The 15952-nt window shown below is 52.3% G+C and carries 15 protein-coding genes and 1 pseudogene; 8 read left to right on the top strand and 8 right to left on the bottom strand.

Annotated features, from left to right (window positions below):
- From fieF to KQJ18_RS14305, 6 genes and pseudogenes are all read left to right on the top strand, one after another.
- A pseudogene (gene fieF / locus KQJ18_RS14330) lies at positions 1 to 244 on the top strand (CDF family cation-efflux transporter FieF); the annotation flags it as partial.
- Between the two features lie 185 nt (positions 245 to 429).
- Positions 430 to 1392 (top strand): 6-phosphofructokinase, encoded by a 963-nt coding sequence (gene pfkA / locus KQJ18_RS14325; RefSeq protein WP_006686196.1) that lies wholly within the window; start codon positions 430 to 432, stop codon positions 1390 to 1392.
- A 204-nt stretch (positions 1393 to 1596) separates the two neighbouring features.
- Positions 1597 to 2586, top strand: a complete 990-nt coding sequence (sbp, locus tag KQJ18_RS14320; RefSeq protein ID WP_038635971.1) for a sulfate/thiosulfate ABC transporter substrate-binding protein Sbp — start codon at positions 1597 to 1599, stop codon at positions 2584 to 2586.
- Positions 2587 to 2690: 104 nt separating this feature from the next.
- On the top strand, positions 2691 to 3440 hold the full coding sequence (locus KQJ18_RS14315; protein WP_038635973.1) for a CDP-diacylglycerol diphosphatase: 750 nt from the start codon (positions 2691 to 2693) through the stop codon (positions 3438 to 3440).
- A gap of 73 nt (positions 3441 to 3513) precedes the next feature.
- On the top strand, positions 3514 to 4818 hold the full coding sequence (locus tag KQJ18_RS14310) for an SLC13 family permease (protein ID WP_216422170.1): 1305 nt from the start codon (positions 3514 to 3516) through the stop codon (positions 4816 to 4818).
- Positions 4819 to 4931: 113 nt separating this feature from the next.
- On the top strand, positions 4932 to 6404 hold the full coding sequence (locus KQJ18_RS14305; protein ID WP_216422168.1) for a DASS family sodium-coupled anion symporter: 1473 nt from the start codon (positions 4932 to 4934) through the stop codon (positions 6402 to 6404).
- A gap of 40 nt (positions 6405 to 6444) precedes the next feature.
- Here the strand turns inward: KQJ18_RS14305 and tpiA are convergent, their stop codons facing one another.
- Both tpiA and KQJ18_RS14295 read right to left on the bottom strand, forming a co-directional pair.
- Complete coding sequence (gene tpiA, locus KQJ18_RS14300; RefSeq protein ID WP_038635981.1) at positions 6445 to 7212, bottom strand: triose-phosphate isomerase; 768 nt, start codon at positions 7210 to 7212, stop codon at positions 6445 to 6447.
- A 111-nt stretch (positions 7213 to 7323) separates the two neighbouring features.
- Entirely contained in the window at positions 7324 to 7920 is a 597-nt protein-coding gene (locus KQJ18_RS14295) for a YiiQ family protein (RefSeq protein ID WP_069324864.1), read from the bottom strand.
- Positions 7921 to 8020: 100 nt separating this feature from the next.
- Between KQJ18_RS14295 and KQJ18_RS14290 the strand changes: the two genes are divergently transcribed.
- Positions 8021 to 8449: a DUF805 domain-containing protein gene (locus tag KQJ18_RS14290; RefSeq protein ID WP_038635986.1), complete on the top strand. Its 429-nt coding sequence runs from the start codon at positions 8021 to 8023 to the stop codon at positions 8447 to 8449.
- A gap of 70 nt (positions 8450 to 8519) precedes the next feature.
- Here the strand turns inward: KQJ18_RS14290 and fpr are convergent, their stop codons facing one another.
- The 4 genes from fpr to KQJ18_RS14270 form a co-directional block, all read right to left on the bottom strand.
- The gene (fpr, locus tag KQJ18_RS14285) at positions 8520 to 9266 is read right to left on the bottom strand and encodes a ferredoxin--NADP(+) reductase (protein ID WP_038635988.1); all 747 of its coding nucleotides are present in this window, start codon (positions 9264 to 9266) and stop codon (positions 8520 to 8522) included.
- A 95-nt stretch (positions 9267 to 9361) separates the two neighbouring features.
- Positions 9362 to 10372: a class II fructose-bisphosphatase gene (glpX, locus tag KQJ18_RS14280; protein ID WP_038635990.1), complete on the bottom strand. Its 1011-nt coding sequence runs from the start codon at positions 10370 to 10372 to the stop codon at positions 9362 to 9364.
- A gap of 140 nt (positions 10373 to 10512) precedes the next feature.
- Positions 10513 to 12021 (bottom strand): glycerol kinase GlpK, encoded by a 1509-nt coding sequence (glpK, locus tag KQJ18_RS14275; protein ID WP_085049741.1) that lies wholly within the window; start codon positions 12019 to 12021, stop codon positions 10513 to 10515.
- Between the two features lie 22 nt (positions 12022 to 12043).
- Positions 12044 to 12889, bottom strand: coding sequence for an MIP/aquaporin family protein (locus KQJ18_RS14270; protein ID WP_038635996.1), 846 nt, complete (start codon positions 12887 to 12889; stop codon positions 12044 to 12046).
- 428 nt (positions 12890 to 13317) lie between these two features.
- On the opposite strand from KQJ18_RS14270, the gene zapB reads away from it, so the two are divergent.
- Positions 13318 to 13563 (top strand): septal ring assembly protein ZapB, encoded by a 246-nt coding sequence (zapB, locus tag KQJ18_RS14265; protein WP_019077914.1) that lies wholly within the window; start codon positions 13318 to 13320, stop codon positions 13561 to 13563.
- 206 nt (positions 13564 to 13769) lie between these two features.
- On the opposite strand, the gene KQJ18_RS14260 is transcribed toward zapB, so the two are convergent.
- Positions 13770 to 15701 carry a sigma 54-interacting transcriptional regulator gene (locus tag KQJ18_RS14260; RefSeq protein ID WP_087856660.1) on the bottom strand — a complete coding sequence of 644 codons (1932 nt, stop codon included), beginning with the start codon at positions 15699 to 15701 and terminating at the stop codon, positions 13770 to 13772.
- A 16-nt stretch (positions 15702 to 15717) separates the two neighbouring features.
- The coding region (locus KQJ18_RS14255; RefSeq protein ID WP_216422166.1) for a hypothetical protein at positions 15718 to 15952 on the bottom strand (235 nt) is incomplete at its 5' end.

The raw sequence follows: 15952 nt of genomic DNA, 5'->3' as shown, positions 1-15952 counted from the left end.
TATCGTGACGTCATGGCCGGGAGTCAGCGGCGCTCACGATCTTCGTACGCGGCAGTCAGGGCCGACCCGCTTTATTCAGATTCATTTGGAAATGGAAGATAATCTGCCGCTCGTTCAGGCGCATGTAGTGGCTGAGCAGGTCGAGCAGGCAATTTTGCGACGTTTCCCGGGATCGGATGTCATCATTCATCAGGATCCCTGTTCGGTCGTACCCAAGGAAGGCAAGATGTTTGAGCTTTCATAATTCGTTGTAAAAAAAGTGAACCAGGCCAGCATTTTGTGTATAAATTACCACCATTTGGCCTGACCTGAATCAATTCAGCAGGAAGTGATTGTTATACTATCTGCATATTCGTTGGATCGTTTCGATATGCGGAATCGACTTCCGGCAGCAGATTTCATTTTGCATTCCAAAGTTCAGAGGTAGTCATGATTAAGAAAATCGGTGTGTTGACAAGCGGCGGTGATGCGCCGGGCATGAACGCAGCAATCCGTGGTGTTGTGCGTGCAGCGTTGACGGAAGGGCTGGAAGTCATGGGGATCCATGATGGCTACCTGGGTTTGTATGAAGACCGTATGGTCCAGCTTGACCGCTATAGCGTGTCCGACATGATCAACCGTGGCGGTACCTTCCTCGGTTCTGCCCGCTTCCCGGAATTCCGCGACGAAAACGTGCGTGCGGTGGCTATCGAAAACCTGAAGAAGCGTGGCATAGACGCCCTGGTTGTTATCGGCGGTGACGGTTCTTACATGGGTGCGAAACGCCTGACTGAAATGGGCTTCCCGTGCATCGGTCTGCCGGGCACTATCGACAACGATATCAAGGGCACCGACTACACCATCGGTTATTTCACCGCGCTGGGTACTGTCGTCGAAGCGATTGACCGTCTGCGTGATACCTCTTCTTCTCACCAGCGTATCTCTATCGTTGAAGTGATGGGCCGCTACTGTGGCGATCTGACCCTGGCGGCAGCGATTGCCGGCGGTTGTGAGTTCGTAGTGGTTCCGGAAGTAGAATTCAGCCGTGACGATCTGGTTGCTGAAATCAAAGCCGGTATCGCGAAAGGTAAAAAGCACGCGATTGTAGCGATCACTGAGCACATGTGCGACGTTGACGAACTGGCGCATTACATCGAGAAAGAAACGGGCCGTGAAACGCGTTCAACCGTACTGGGTCACATCCAGCGTGGTGGTTCTCCGGTTCCTTATGACCGTATTCTGGCGTCCCGTATGGGCGCGTATGCCATTGAATTGCTGCTCGAAGGTCACGGTGGCCGTTGCGTAGGTATTCAGAACGAAAAACTGGTTCACCATGACATCATCGACGCTATCGAAAACATGAAGCGTCCGTTCAAAGGTGACTGGCTGGACTGCGCGAAAAAACTGTACTGATTGTTTTTTGCGCGCCTGATGGCGCTACGCTTATCCGGCCTTCAGGTTGCTGAGACTTGCAGGCCGGATTAGGCGCTAGCCGCCATCCGGCAATCCCTCAGATTTATTCCTCGAAGTTATAGCAAATCTTTTTTTATTCTTTAATGTTTGGATTGCTTTCTGGCACGCTTTGCTCATCACAACACCACATAAGAGAGCTGGGCGATGAACAAATGGGGCGTAGGGTTAACATTATTGCTGGCATCGACCAGCGTTCTGGCAAAGGACATTCAGTTACTTAACGTATCGTACGATCCAACGCGTGAACTGTACGAGCAGTACAACAAAGCTTTTAGCGCGCACTGGAAGCAGGAAACTGGCGACAACGTCGTGATCCGCCAATCGCACGGCGGTTCGGGTAAACAGGCGACTTCCGTCATTAATGGCATTGAAGCCGATGTCGTGACGCTGGCGCTGGCTTACGATGTGGACGCTATTGCTGAACGTGGTCGTATCGATAAAAACTGGATCAAGCGTCTGCCGGATAACTCAGCACCTTACACCTCCACCATCGTTTTCCTGGTCCGCAAAGGTAATCCAAAACAAATTCATGACTGGAACGATCTGATCAAACCGGGCGTATCGGTCATTACGCCAAACCCGAAAAGCTCAGGCGGCGCACGCTGGAACTATCTGGCGGCATGGGGCTACGCCCTGCACCACAACAATAACGATCAGGCCAAAGCGCAAGACTTTGTCAAAGCCCTGTTTAAAAACGTTGAAGTGCTGGACTCTGGTGCGCGTGGCTCAACCAATACCTTCGTTGAACGCGGTATCGGTGATGTGCTGATTGCCTGGGAAAACGAAGCGCTACTGGCGACGAACGAACTGGGTAAAGATAAATTCGAGATAGTGACCCCGAGCGAATCGATTCTCGCGGAGCCGACCGTTTCCGTGGTCGACAAAGTGGTGGAAAAGAAAGACACCAAAGCGGTAGCGGAAGCCTACCTGAAGTATCTCTACTCGCCGGAAGGTCAGGAGATAGCAGCGAAAAACTTCTACCGTCCGCGTGATGCTGAAGTGGCGAAGAAATACGAAAATGTCTTTCCGAAGCTGAAGCTGTTCACCATTGACGAAGAGTTTGGCGGCTGGACGAAAGCACAGAAAGAGCACTTTTCTAACGGCGGTACGTTCGACCAGATCAGCAAGCGTTAAATAAATCTGTGAGTTACCAACCCGGTGGCATAACGCGACCGGGTTTTTTATTTGTCATGGTTTTGCGTTACTCTTGCCCCTCAATAGGATACAGGGAACGCGTAATGAAAAAAGCAGGTTATCTTTTACTGGCGGTGATTGTGGTGGCTGCCGCTGCTGGCATTGGCTACTGGAAATTCACCGGCAACCCGGACGCGTTACGCCAGATTGTTCTTCAGCAATGCTTGCCGCACCAGTTGCAGCAGCAGGATCCCGCACCGTGCGTGGAAGTGAAACCAGACGCCGGATATGTGGTGTTCAAAGATCGTAACGGTCCGCTGCAATATCTCTTGATGCCTGGTTACCGTATCAATGGTACGGAAAGCCCGTTGCTGTTGGAATCAGGCACGCCGAACTTTTTCTGGCTGGCCTGGCAGGCGCGTAGCTTTATGAGCCAAAAATACGGTCAGGAGATCCCTGACAAAGCGGTATCGCTGACCATTAACTCGCGTAGCGGTCGTACGCAAAATCACCTACACATTCATATCTCCTGCCTGCGGACCGATGTCAGAAAACAGCTGGATGACAACATGGCGAAAATCAGCACCCGCTGGTTGCCTTTGCCGGGTGGATTACGTGGGCATGAATATCTGGCGCGTCGCGTCACGGAGAATGAACTGGCGCAACGCAGCCCGTTTATTATGCTGGCGGAAGAAGTACCGGATGCGCGAGAACATATGGGCAGCTATGCGCTGGCGATGGTGCGCCAGAGCGATGAGTCCTTTGTCCTGCTGGCGACTCAGCGTAACTTGCTGTCGCTGAATCTCGCCTCTGCTGAGGAAATTCAGGATCATCAATGTGATATTCTGCGCTAACCCTACCTAATCTGGCGTTTACTCCGCATGCCTGTCCCCGTATTCTTGTTGAAAAAAACAACAGGAGACAGGCATGTCGCTCTGGCTTTCGCACCCTCTGTTTATCCCTTCTCTGGTGGTTGGCATCACCATTCTTCTCTGGGCGACGTCGCTGCTGCCGGAATTTATAACGGCGCTGCTGTTCTTTGCCGTGGCGATGGTGGCCAAAATCGCGCCACCGGATGTGATTTTTGGCGGCTTTGCGTCGTCGGCGTTCTGGCTGGTCTTCAGTGGATTCGTGCTGGGTATCGCGATTCGTAAAACGGGATTGGCGGACAGGGCGGCGAGGGCGCTGTCATCGCGATTGACCGACTCCTGGCCGTTAATGGTAGCGAGTGTGGTACTGCTAAGTTATGCGCTGGCGTTTGTAATGCCGTCCAACATGGGGCGCATTGCGCTACTGATGCCGATTGTTGCCGCGATGGCGAAACGGGCGGGAATTAACGACGGCACGCGAGCCTGGTATGGTCTGGCGCTGGCCGTCGGGTTTGGGACGTTCCAGCTTTCCGCGACGATTTTACCCGCTAACGTGCCGAATCTGGTGATGAGCGGCGCAGCGGAAGGTTCTTACGGTATCCACCTGAATTATCTGCCTTATTTACTACTGCATACGCCGGTTCTGGGCTGGCTCAAAGGCGCGATACTCATCGTACTTATCTGCTGGCTGTTTCCTGGTAAGCCCCATGCGCCGCGAGATTTGACGCCGCCTGAGCCGATGAGCCGGGATGAAAAACGTCTGGCATGGATGTTAGCGGTGGTGTTGTTTTTGTGGATAAGCGAAAGCTGGCACGGCATTGGTCCAGCGTGGACCGGACTGGCGGCGGCGGTTATCACGCTGCTACCTCGGGTTGGCTTTATTAATGGCGAGGAGTTTTCCAGTGGGGTCAATATCCGTACCTGTATCTACGTGGCGGGTATTCTGGGGCTGGCGATCACCGTCACGCAGACCGGTATTGGCAGTGCGGTGGGTGAGGCGCTGTTACAGGTGATGCCGCTGGACGCGGAAAAACCGTTCACCAGCTTCCTCGCGCTGACCGGCATTACCACCGCACTCAATTTTATTATGACGGCAAACGGTGTTCCGGCGCTGTATACCACGCTGGCGCAAAGCTTTGCCGATGCCACAGGATTCCCGCTGCTGTCGGTGATTATGATTCAGGTTCTGGGGTATTCCACACCGCTGCTGCCGTATCAGGCTTCACCCATTGTTGTGGCGATGGCGCTTGGGAAAGTGCCTGCGAGGGCGGGGATGCTGCTGTGTATGGCGCTGGCGGCGGCAACGTATCTGTTGCTTCTGCCGTTGGATTACCTCTGGTTCAGTATACTGGGTAAATTATAACTGTATCTAAATGTTAATTTTTTGTTTTGTGAGATGATGAATTGTTTTATTTGGGCTGATGGCGGTTAATACCGGGGCGCAGATTTGCGCACTGGAAACTCAAGGATTGATTCATGGACAGTTTGACCCCTATCCGCTGTTGGCCTGCCATCATTTCGCTCGCGATCACGCTGACCATCTGGTTTGTTATCCCGTGTCCGCCTGACGTCACTCCGCAAGCGTGGCATCTGCTGGCGTTGTTCATTGGTACGATCGCAGCGATTATCGGTAAAGCCATGCCCATTGGCGCCATTGCGGTTGTGGCGATTATGCTGGTGGCGATGACCGGCGTCACTAACCCCGATAAACCCTCGGCCGCGCTGAACGATGCCTTGAGCGGCTTCTCTAATCAACTGATTTGGCTGATTGGTTTATCCATCATGCTGTCGCAAAGCCTGTTAAAGACCGGGTTGGGCGCGCGTATTGGCTACGGGTTTATTGCGCTGTTTGGTAAAAGAACGCTGGGTATTGCGTGGGCATTAACCCTTGCGGAAACCCTGATTGCGCCGGTTACGCCAAGCAACACGGCGCGTGGCGGCGGTATTATTCACCCGGTAATGCGGGCGATTGCGGAAAGCCTCGGATCGCAGCCGGGCAACAATGAGAATGGCTCAACGGGCCGCTATCTGGCGCTGGTGAATTACAACATTAACCCCATCAGCTCGGCAATGTTCATCACCGCGACCGCGCCTAACCCTTTAATCGTTAGCTTTTTAACGAAGGGAACGGATGGTGTGCTGAATATGACCTGGGGAATGTGGGCTATCGCCGCGCTGCTTCCCGCGGTGGTCTCACTGGTCGTTATGCCGATTGTTATCTGGTGGCTCTACCCGCCAGCCATCACACGCACGCCAAATGCGCCTCAGTTCGCACGACAAAAACTGGATGCGCTAGGTCCGCTTTCACTGGCAGAGAAAATTACTCTGGCCGTCTTCATTTTGCTGCTCTGCCTGTGGGCGGGAGTGCCCGCGATGTTGATGGGCAGTGGCTGGAGTGTAAACCCTACCAGCGCCGCGTTAATTGGTTTGTCGATTCTGTTGATGGCGGGCGTATTAAGTTGGGATGACATTCTTAAGTGCCGTGGCGCGTGGGATACCATAGTCTGGTTCGCGGCGCTGGTAATGATGGCAGATTTTCTCAGCAAGTTGGGGCTGGTGGGGTGGCTGGCAACCAGCGTGGGTAGCGCAATCGACCATCTTGGTGTGCACTGGAGCATCGCGACGCTATTGCTGATCCTGCTTTACGTCTACTCGCACTACTTTTTCGCCAGTACAACCGCGCATATTACGGCGATGTTCGCTGCATTCTTCGCCGCAGGATTAGGCCTCGGCGCGCCGCCGGCGCTACTTGGGTTGATGCTCGGCTTCTCCTCCTCACTAATGATGTCGCTCACGCACTATGGCACGGGTACTGCGCCTATCATCTTTGGTTCAGGCTATGTCACGCTGGCGGAGTGGTGGAAAACGGGGCTGGTAATGAGCGTGGTCAACCTGACCATTTGGGGGGTAACCGGCGCCTTCTGGTGGCACTGGCTGGGATACTGGTAAACCTGATGCGACGGGAGGAGTGCTCCTCCCGCCATACAACTTAAGCCTGTTTAGCGGCTTCTGCTGCTTTAACGATAACTGCGAAGGCGTCTGCTTTCAGAGAAGCACCGCCAACCAGCGCGCCGTCGATGTCCGGCTGAGCGAACAGTTCAGCAGCGTTGCCCGCGTTTACGGAACCGCCGTACTGGATGATAACCTGTTCAGCGATTTTCGCGTCAGCTTTAGCAATGTGGTCACGGATGAATTTGTGAACAGCCTGAGCCTGAGCCGGAGTTGCAGATTTACCGGTACCGATAGCCCATACTGGTTCGTAAGCGATAACTACGCCTTCGAATGCCGCAGCGCCCTGAGTTTTCAGAACGGCGTCGATCTGACGTGCGCAGACTTCTTCAGTTTTGCCTGCTTCGTTTTCTGCTTCGGTTTCACCGATGCACAGAACTGGAGTCAGACCCTGCTCTTTCAGCACAGCAAATTTCTTCGCGATCAGTTCGTCAGACTCTTTGTGGTAAGTACGGCGCTCAGAATGACCGATAATGATGTACTGCGCGCCGATATCTTTCAGCATTTCAGCGCTTGTTTCACCGGTGAATGCGCCAGACAGGTTCAGGTCAACGTTCTGCGCGCCCAGGATGATGTGGCTACCGGCAGCGGCGTGTTTCGCCAGGTCGATATACATTTCCGGCGGAGCAATCGCTACTGCACAGCCAGCAACGCCAGCCAGTTCTTTACGCAGATTAGCAACCAGTTCGTTTACCATATGGCGGCTGCCGTTCAGTTTCCAGTTACCCATCACTAAAGGATGTCGCATTTCATTTCTCCACGCTTGTCAGCGAATTAAGGAATATGGCCGCCCGTCAGGGCAGCATGGTCTGTGAAACAGTATAGAGATTCGTCTGCGGAAAGGCTTTGCTTTTTGTCATCAATTCGCCTTCTCAAGACTTTCTGATAGTGCCAGCTTAATCGGTTCAACAGCGAAGGTCAGCCCCTTTTCACCGTTATCTGCTATGACATAGCGAATAGCGCCTTCTGTTTCGGCGTAATAGTGCTTACCTTTACCGGCGGCGAGCAATTTTTGCAGCTTTTTCTGACTTTGTTCTTTTGTCAGCAGCGGCGCGACGGTGTGAATAACGGCGGTCATGTATTCCAGCGCTTTCGCTTTCGCCGCCTTTTGTTCAGGCCCCTGAATCGGTAGCCAGGTGATCTGCATACTTTTGATTTTCAATGTACCGCGTTCAAGCGCGGATGACGCATACAGATTTTCGTTGATTTTGCTGGCGGCGCGGGTGAGATTCGCCCGGTCGCGGCTGCTGTCGATGGCACGAAATTCATTGAGGATAAGCTTTGGATTCTGTGTATTAAAGTTTTCACGAAACTGGCTAATCGATAGATCAAAAGTCGGCGCGCCCGCCAGCAAATAGGGGGCCGTGATTGCCGTCGATGGTTCTTCCGCCTGCGCTGTAGCGCTGACGGTTAAGGCTGAAAACAGTAATAAAAACAGTGTAAATCCTTGCTTCATCAATTGTACCTTTCATTCTCACTGCTCACGATTAAAACGGTAACCGTCCGGCTTGTCAAAAGGGTAAACTGTCCTGGAAGGTAATAATAAAGGAACCTCCATGACCATACAGCAGTGGTTATTCTCATTTAAAGGGCGTATTGGACGCCGTGATTTCTGGATTTGGATAGGTCTGTGGATCGTCAGTATGCTGGCGTTGTTCTCTCTGGCAAGTAAGCAATTACTCGATATTCAAACCGCAGCATTTTGTCTGGTGTGTCTGTTATGGCCGACGGCGGCGGTGACGGTAAAGCGTCTGCATGACCGAGGGCGTTCAGGAGCGTGGGCGTTGCTGATGATTCTGGCGTGGATGCTGCTGGCCGGAAACTGGGCGATGTTACCTGGCGTCTGGCAATGGGCGGTAGGCCGTTTTCTTCCGACGCTGATTTTGGTCGGCATGCTTATCGATCTGGGCGCGTTTGTCGGCACCCAGGACGAAAATAAATACGGTAAAGATACGCAGGACGTAAAGTACAGAGCTGACTCGTAGGCCGGATAAGACGCGTTAGCATCGCCATCCGGTAAAATGCCCGGGGCGCTTACCGGGCAGTAAAACGTTCTTACCAGTAGTGTTCAGCGGTCATATGGCCTGGTCGACGGCGCAGGTGTTTGGTCATCTGCCGGGTCTCTTTCAATAGTTGCTGCGTGTCGCGCACCATTTGTGGATTTCCACACAGCATTACGTGGCTGGTTTCTTTATCCATTGGCAGACCTACCGCTTTTTCCAGCTCACCGCTTTCAATCAGCGCAGGCACTCGTCCGGTCAACGAATTTGCCGCAGTTTCACGGCTAACAACGGTCTGGATACGTAATTTACCTTCGTAGCGCTTTTCCAGCGCCTGCATCAACGGCAGATAGCTCAAATCGGCGGCATAGCGCGCGGCGTGGACCAGCACCAGATTTTTAAAGCGATCCAGATCTTTGCCTAACTGCAAAATCGACAAATACGGGCCGATAGCCGTGCCGGTCGCCAGCATCCACAGCGTGTCGCAATCGGGGACCTCATCCAGCACGAAGAAGCCAGCGGCTTCACTGACCACCTGAACGTCATCGCCAGGCTTCAGCGCGGCCAAACGAGGGCTGAGTTTGCCGTCGGGAACCGTCACCAGATAAAACTCTAAATCGGGATTGTCGGGCGCATTCACGTAGGAATAGGCGCGCTGGACGCGCTCGCCGTCGATTTCCAGGCCAAGCTTGGTAAACTGGCCAGCAGTAAAAGGAAGAACCGGAGCTCGCACGGTCAAACTAAATAAGGCATCGGTCCAGTTCTGCACCTTTGTGACTTTGCCTGTTACCCAATCTGCCATGGTTTTCTCCTGTCTGCTTTGATTGCCTTATCTTCGTCCGTTGGACGAAAGATTTCCAGCCCGGATGGGCTGGAAGGCTCTATTGATCAAATCAATTACAGGATGTGCGCCTGCACATCGGGATCTTTGCGATCGAGATAGTGAATCGACTGAATGCGGCGGATTGTGCGCGATTTGCCGCGGATCAGCAGCGTTTCGGTGGTCGCGATATTGCCTTTGCGGCTAATGCCTTCCAGCAGATCGCCTTTGGTGATGCCGGTGGCAGAGAAAATGACGTTGTCGCTGCGCGCCATTTCGTCCAGACGCAGCGCTTTGCCCGCTTCAATGCCCATCGCGGTGCAGCGGGCCAGTTCCTGTTCGCCAATGCGGCGGTTTTCTTCGCTGTCGCCTTTGACGTCATGACGCGCCAGGAGACGGCCCTGCATATCGCCATCCAGCGCGCGGATAACGGCGGCGGAGACCACACCTTCCGGTGCGCCGCCAATGCCGTACAGCACGTCAACTTCGCTGTCAGGCATGCAGGTCAGAATTGAAGCCGCAACGTCGCCGTCGGGAATAGCGAATACGCGCACGCCCAGTTTCGTCATCTCTGCAATAACGTCATCATGGCGAGGTTTTGCCAGGATAGTGACGGTCAGGTCACTCAGGGGTTTGTTCAGCGCGGCGGCAATGTTACGCAGGTTGGCTTCCAGCGACAGATTCAGGTCAATGGACCCTTTTGCGCCTGGGCCGACAATCAGCTTTTCCATATACATGTCCGGCGCGTTCAGGAAGCAGCCTTTATCGCCCACGGCCAGTACCGCCAGCGCATTTGCCTGGCCCATTGCCGTCATACGCGTGCCTTCGATAGGATCGACTGCGATGTCTACCGCATCGCCAAGACCCGTACCGACTTTCTCACCGATAAACAGCATCGGCGCTTCATCGATTTCACCTTCGCCAATCACGATGGTGCCGTCGATGTTGACCTGGTTGAGCATAATACGCATGGCGTTCACCGCCGCGCCGTCAGCGGTATTTTTATCGCCGCGGCCCAGCCATTTATAGCCAGCCAGCGCGGCCGCTTCGGTCACGCGTGAAAATTCAATGGCAAGTTCTCGTCTCATTGCAAACTCGTAGCTGAAAGGAATGGCGCGAAGTGTAGCACAGGGGAGGGGGCGAGATTATTGATGTGTGTGCGGGGTTGTCCCCGCACGAAGATATTGCCGGATAAGACACCTTAGCGTCGCCATCCGGCAATGACGTATTACTCGTCGTGATCTTCCCACGCCATGGCGCGTTTGACTGCTTTTTTCCAGCCGCTGTAACGGAAGTTACGTTCGGTGGTTTCGATGCCAGGACGGAATTCACGCTCGATGACCGCTTTTTCCTGCAGCTCATCCAGGTTTTGCCAGAAGCCGACCGCCAGACCGGCCAGATAAGCCGCACCCAGCGCAGTGACTTCGCGGACTTCCGGGCGCTCAACGCGCGTGCCGAGAATGTCCGACTGGAACTGCATCAGGAAGTTGTTGGCGACCGCACCGCCATCGACGCGCAGGGCGTGCAAGCGAATGCCGGAGTCAGCCTGCATCGCTTCCAGTACGTCACGGGTCTGGTAAGCGATAGACTCAAGCGTTGCGCGAATGATGTGGTTGGAGTTTACGCCACGGGTCAGACCAAAGATGGCGCCACGCGCATACGGGTCCCAGTACGGTGCGCCCAGACCGGTGAATGCCGGAACGACGTACACGCCGTTGGTGTCTTTCACTTTAGTCGCGAAATACTCAGAGTCGAATGCATCGCTGATGAGTTTCATTTCATCACGCAGCCACTGGATAGAGGCACCCGCCATAAACACCGCGCCTTCCAGGGCGTAGTTCACTTCCCCGGTCGGTCCGCAGGCGATGGTGGTCAGCAGCCCGTTTTCGGACTTAACGGCTTTCTCGCCGGTGTTCATCAGCATGAAGCAGCCGGTACCGTAAGTGTTTTTCGCCATCCCTTCTTTCACGCACAGCTGGCCGAACAGCGCCGCCTGCTGGTCACCGGCGATACCGGAGATAGGAATACGAATGCCGCCCTTACCACCGATGTTGGTTTGGCCGTACACTTCAGAAGAACGACGCACTTCCGGCAGCATGGCGCGCGGAATATCCAGCGCATCCAACATCTTGTCGTCCCAGTCCAGGGAGTGGATGTTGAACAGCATGGTACGTGAGGCGTTGGTGTAATCGGTGACGTGTACGCGTCCCTGCGTCATTTTCCAGATAAGCCAGGTGTCTACGGTACCGAACAACAGTTCACCGCGACGAGCGCGCTCACGCGAACCTTCTACGTGGTCGAGGATCCACTTCACTTTGGTACCGGAGAAGTACGGGTCAATCACCAGGCCGGTGTTATTGCGGATGTACTCTTCCATACCGTCGCGCTTGAGCTTCTCGCAGATATCTGCGGTACGACGACACTGCCATACAATGGCGTTATAGATTGGTTTACCGGTCTCACGTTCCCAGACGATGGTGGTTTCACGCTGGTTGGTAATACCGATCGCGGCAATTTCATCGGAACTGATATCGGCTTTCGCCAGCACTTCAACCAGCGTGGAGCTTTGGGTTGCCCAAATTTCCATTGGGTCGTGTTCTACCCAACCTGCTTTCGGGTAGATTTGCTCGAATTCGCGCTGTGAAACGGCAACGATATTCGCATCGTGGTCCATTACGACCGCGCGGGAGCTGGTGGTGCCCTGGTCGAGCGCAACGATATATTTTTTTTCAGTCATAATTTTTTGTCCCGTAGTCACATTACTGCGAAGCTTTTTGTTGAGTGTTGGCCGCAACGTCTTTCTCTTCAATCGCGCAGACATCGCACGGTAAATGACGACCAATCAGTTTGCGATAGGCCCATGCGCCCAAAATTGCGCCGGTAATCGGGCCAAACACCGGCACCAGGAAGTAAGGGATATCACGACCACCCGTGAAGGCAATCTCACCCCATCCGGCCAATCCGGCGAACAGTTTCGGTCCGAAGTCACGTGCCGGGTTCATCGCAAAACCTGTTAGCGGACCCATGGAAGCACCAATAACGGCAATCAGTAAGCCGATCAGCAGTGGCGCCAGCGGACCACGAGGTACACCGTTACCATCGTCGGTCAGGGCCAGAATCAGCCCCATTAGAATAGCGGTAATGACCATTTCAACCGCGAAGGCCTGCACAAAATTGATATGCGGGTTCGGATAGGTGGAGAAAGTACCTGCCAGACCCAGGCTCTCGGTACTGCCGCGCACGATATGATTGGTTTGTTCGAAATCGAGGAAAAGATTGTAATAAAGCCCGTAAACCAATGCCGCTGCGCAAAAGGCGCCGGCAATTTGCGAAATAATAAAAGGGACGACTTTGCGTTTATCAAAACAGGCAAACAGCCAGAGTGCGATGGTGACCGCTGGATTCAGGTGTGCGCCAGAAACGCCTGCGGTCAGATAGATAGCCATCGCTACCCCCAGACCCCAGATGATGCTGATTTCCCACTGACCAAAAGTAGCCCCGGCCACTTTGAGTGCAGCGACACAGCCCACACCGAAGAAAATCAACAACCCGGTACCGAGGAATTCAGCAATGCACTGGCCTTTTAAGGTTGATGTTTGACTCATAATCGGATCCTGAAGAGAGTTTAATGTTTATTGTGTGCGAGAAGGTCACTGACATCCCCGGAGCCGGTAGGCACACTGTTAATTTATCGTTAACGCTCAAAAACGAGAAATATCGAAATTAAAATGTGTGTACTGCATCAACAAAATGAGCGTTTTCGCGCCATTGCGCGGTATTTGTTATACAAAAATAGTGTGAGCTGAATCATTTCACCGATCAATCTCTTAACACTTAAGCGTTATGACAGTCATGTCACCAGGAGAAAGACTAAAAGTGTTGCAAACCGCAATCTGCGCGGGATGCCGCTGGACAGGGATGACGCGGCTTCATACAATCGGTGTTAAGTAGAGTGCGCTCGTTTTTATTAAGGCGTCGCCGGTTATCGGGACGAGGATTTTTATCCATCAACGCCTTGCAATTCAGGAGAGGTATGACGATGTCATTAGAAGTGTTTGAGAAACTGGAAGCAAAAGTACAGCAGGCGATTGATACCATCACGCTGTTGCAGATGGAAATCGAAGAGCTGAAAGAAAAGAATAACTCACTGTCGCAGGAAGTTCAGTCTGCACAGCAGCAGCGTGAAGAACTGGAGCGTGAGAACAACAATCTGAAAGAACAGCAGAACGGCTGGCAGGATCGTCTGCATGCCCTGCTGGGTCGTATGGAAGAAGTCTAATCCTCGTCATATTTCACGTTATGGCGGCGTTGGCTGCGTGCGTTCACCCCAGTCACATAGTGGCCTATGCTCCTGGGGATTCACTTACTTGCCGCCTTGCCCTGACGCGAAATCTATAGAGGATTTAGTTTGTAGGCCGGATAAGGTGTAAGCCGACATCCGGCAATACTTATCTTTGATAACGGCCTTGCTTGCGGGCTTTCCCATCAATCACCAAGCCAACGGGTGAACGAGCTACGGTCAATATCCAGTTGCTTCGCTGCACGGCTTTTGTTGTTTTGCTGTCGTAGTAGCACCCCTTTGAGAATACGGCTACGGATCCGTTTATACGGCCCTTCGAGCAACTGGCAGTCCGGGCAGTGATGGCGAGGTTGTTGGGGGGAAGACGCTTTATCGGCTTGTAAATCCTCAATCAGTAACGTGGCGGCAGAAAGAGACACCACGCCGGATGAAAACGATAACGCCAGGCGCTCCATAATATTATTCAACTGACGTACGTTACCCGGCCATAAATATTTTTTCAGCTCACTCCATAAACTTTCGCTCAATGCAATGGGAGGCAACTGATAGGACTTTCTCAGCGCATCTAAAGTTGTTTGCCCAATAAGTTGGATATCGTCCGGGCGTTCACGTAACGGTAATGTGGTGACCTTGAGCACATTCAAGCGATAAAAAAGGTCTTCTCTAAAATCACCGGCTGCAATCATTGCCGGTAAGTTTCGGTTTGTGGCCGCAATAACGCGGACGTTGACCGGAATCATGTGATCTGCGCCCAGGCGCATCAGTTGGCGCTCTTGCAGAATGCGTAAGAGTTTTGCTTGTAAGAACTTATCCAGTTCGCTGATTTCATCAAGAAAGATGGTGCCGTTATGCGCCAGTTCAAACATCCCTGCGCGGCCTTTTTTAGAGGCACCGGAAAACGCGCCATCGACATATCCAAAGAGTTCGCTTTCCATAATTGAAGCGGGGATTGCGCCGCAGTTAACCGCAACAAATGGCCCATTGCGATGTGAACTGGCGTTATGAATGCTCTGCGCCAGAACCTCTTTGCCGGTACCATTTTCACCGAGTAGCAGTATTGTTGCTTCGGTTTCCGCATATATCCTGGCTAACCTTAAGCGATCCTGCATTTCACGGTTGCAGGTAATAAAATCTTCGAAGTGATACCTGGCGTGAAATCCTAACTTTTTCGCTTCTTTGATTCTTATCTTCTGCTCAGCATTCTGTAAGTTAGATGATGTCTGGAGGGTGATCACCACGCGGTTGAGATTTTCGTTTTCTACAATGGGGAACTGGTTAACCACAAATTCGCCATAGGGTGTGTTGATTAACTCATTTTCTATCGGGATATTATTTTGCAGGTCTTCCCAGTTTAGCGTTAAGGAAGGTATTTTTTTACTGATTAAATCATGTTTACTGAGTTGTAAAAGCTCGACGGCTTTATGGTTACAGTGAATGACCTTACCGCAATTATCAATGAGAAGAATGAATTTATTGGTGTGGTCAAGTAACAGGTTTAGCTGGTTTTGCTCAATGCGCTCATTAGCGAGCGCCTGATACAGCTGAATTGCCTCATGTAATGCCAGTTCTATGGACTCGACACCTGAATGGAAAGGGATGAAATGTTCCATGCTGTGTGTGCCAAAATAAAGCGGGCAAATGGCATCGCCAATAATAAGATCTATCTGGTTATTTTGTGTGTAATTGACAAAGTCATTTCTGACATTCTCAATGCAAGGGTTGGCCATTTCGTCAATGATAAACTCAGTGAGCTGCAGATTAAGCATCCTGGCTATTTTCATACAGCCGTCGATAACGCTGCGAAACCCAATAACCCCAATATTTTTATTGAGCCCAAGATATGGCCTGAGGGCATCGATAATATCATAGGCGGATGTTTTTATTTCAATGACAGGCTGCGGTATTTTTTGTTTAAGCATCCATGCCATGCCACCGCGACTAATCACAAGATCAGGGGAATTCGTGCGCAATATCGGGATCACGGAATCAACATCGTCGAGGGTAGCATTTAATATCGTTAGATTTGCGATGTGCTTATATCGGATAGACAGGCGTTCAGCTTCGAGAGAGAGCGCTTGTAAAGGAGAAACGATGTAAATATTAGGTAATTTTAACATGTTGAATCCAGCATGATCATGATGTGAAGTCGATAACGGTGGAAACAGTTGTCGGCATTATTGCAGAAACAGTAATCCATTCACGACTTACTGTTTCTGCAATCTTTTTGTCACATAAATGGTGAACAGCGGAATTGTTTTCGATCAACTCTGTGGAATTTATGTTTTTGATAACTGCTGGCGTTGGGCGATTCTCCTTTGTTCGCGGCGAGCAACGCAGGCGGTTATAAACGGTACGACTAAGGAGGTGA

This window comes from Citrobacter sp. S55_ASV_140 (genome assembly GCF_018919505.1).
GTDB lineage: Bacteria > Pseudomonadota > Gammaproteobacteria > Enterobacterales > Enterobacteriaceae > Citrobacter > Citrobacter werkmanii.
Note: the sequence above shows the minus strand (reverse complement) of the source record. Positions and strands in the feature narration are given on the sequence as shown.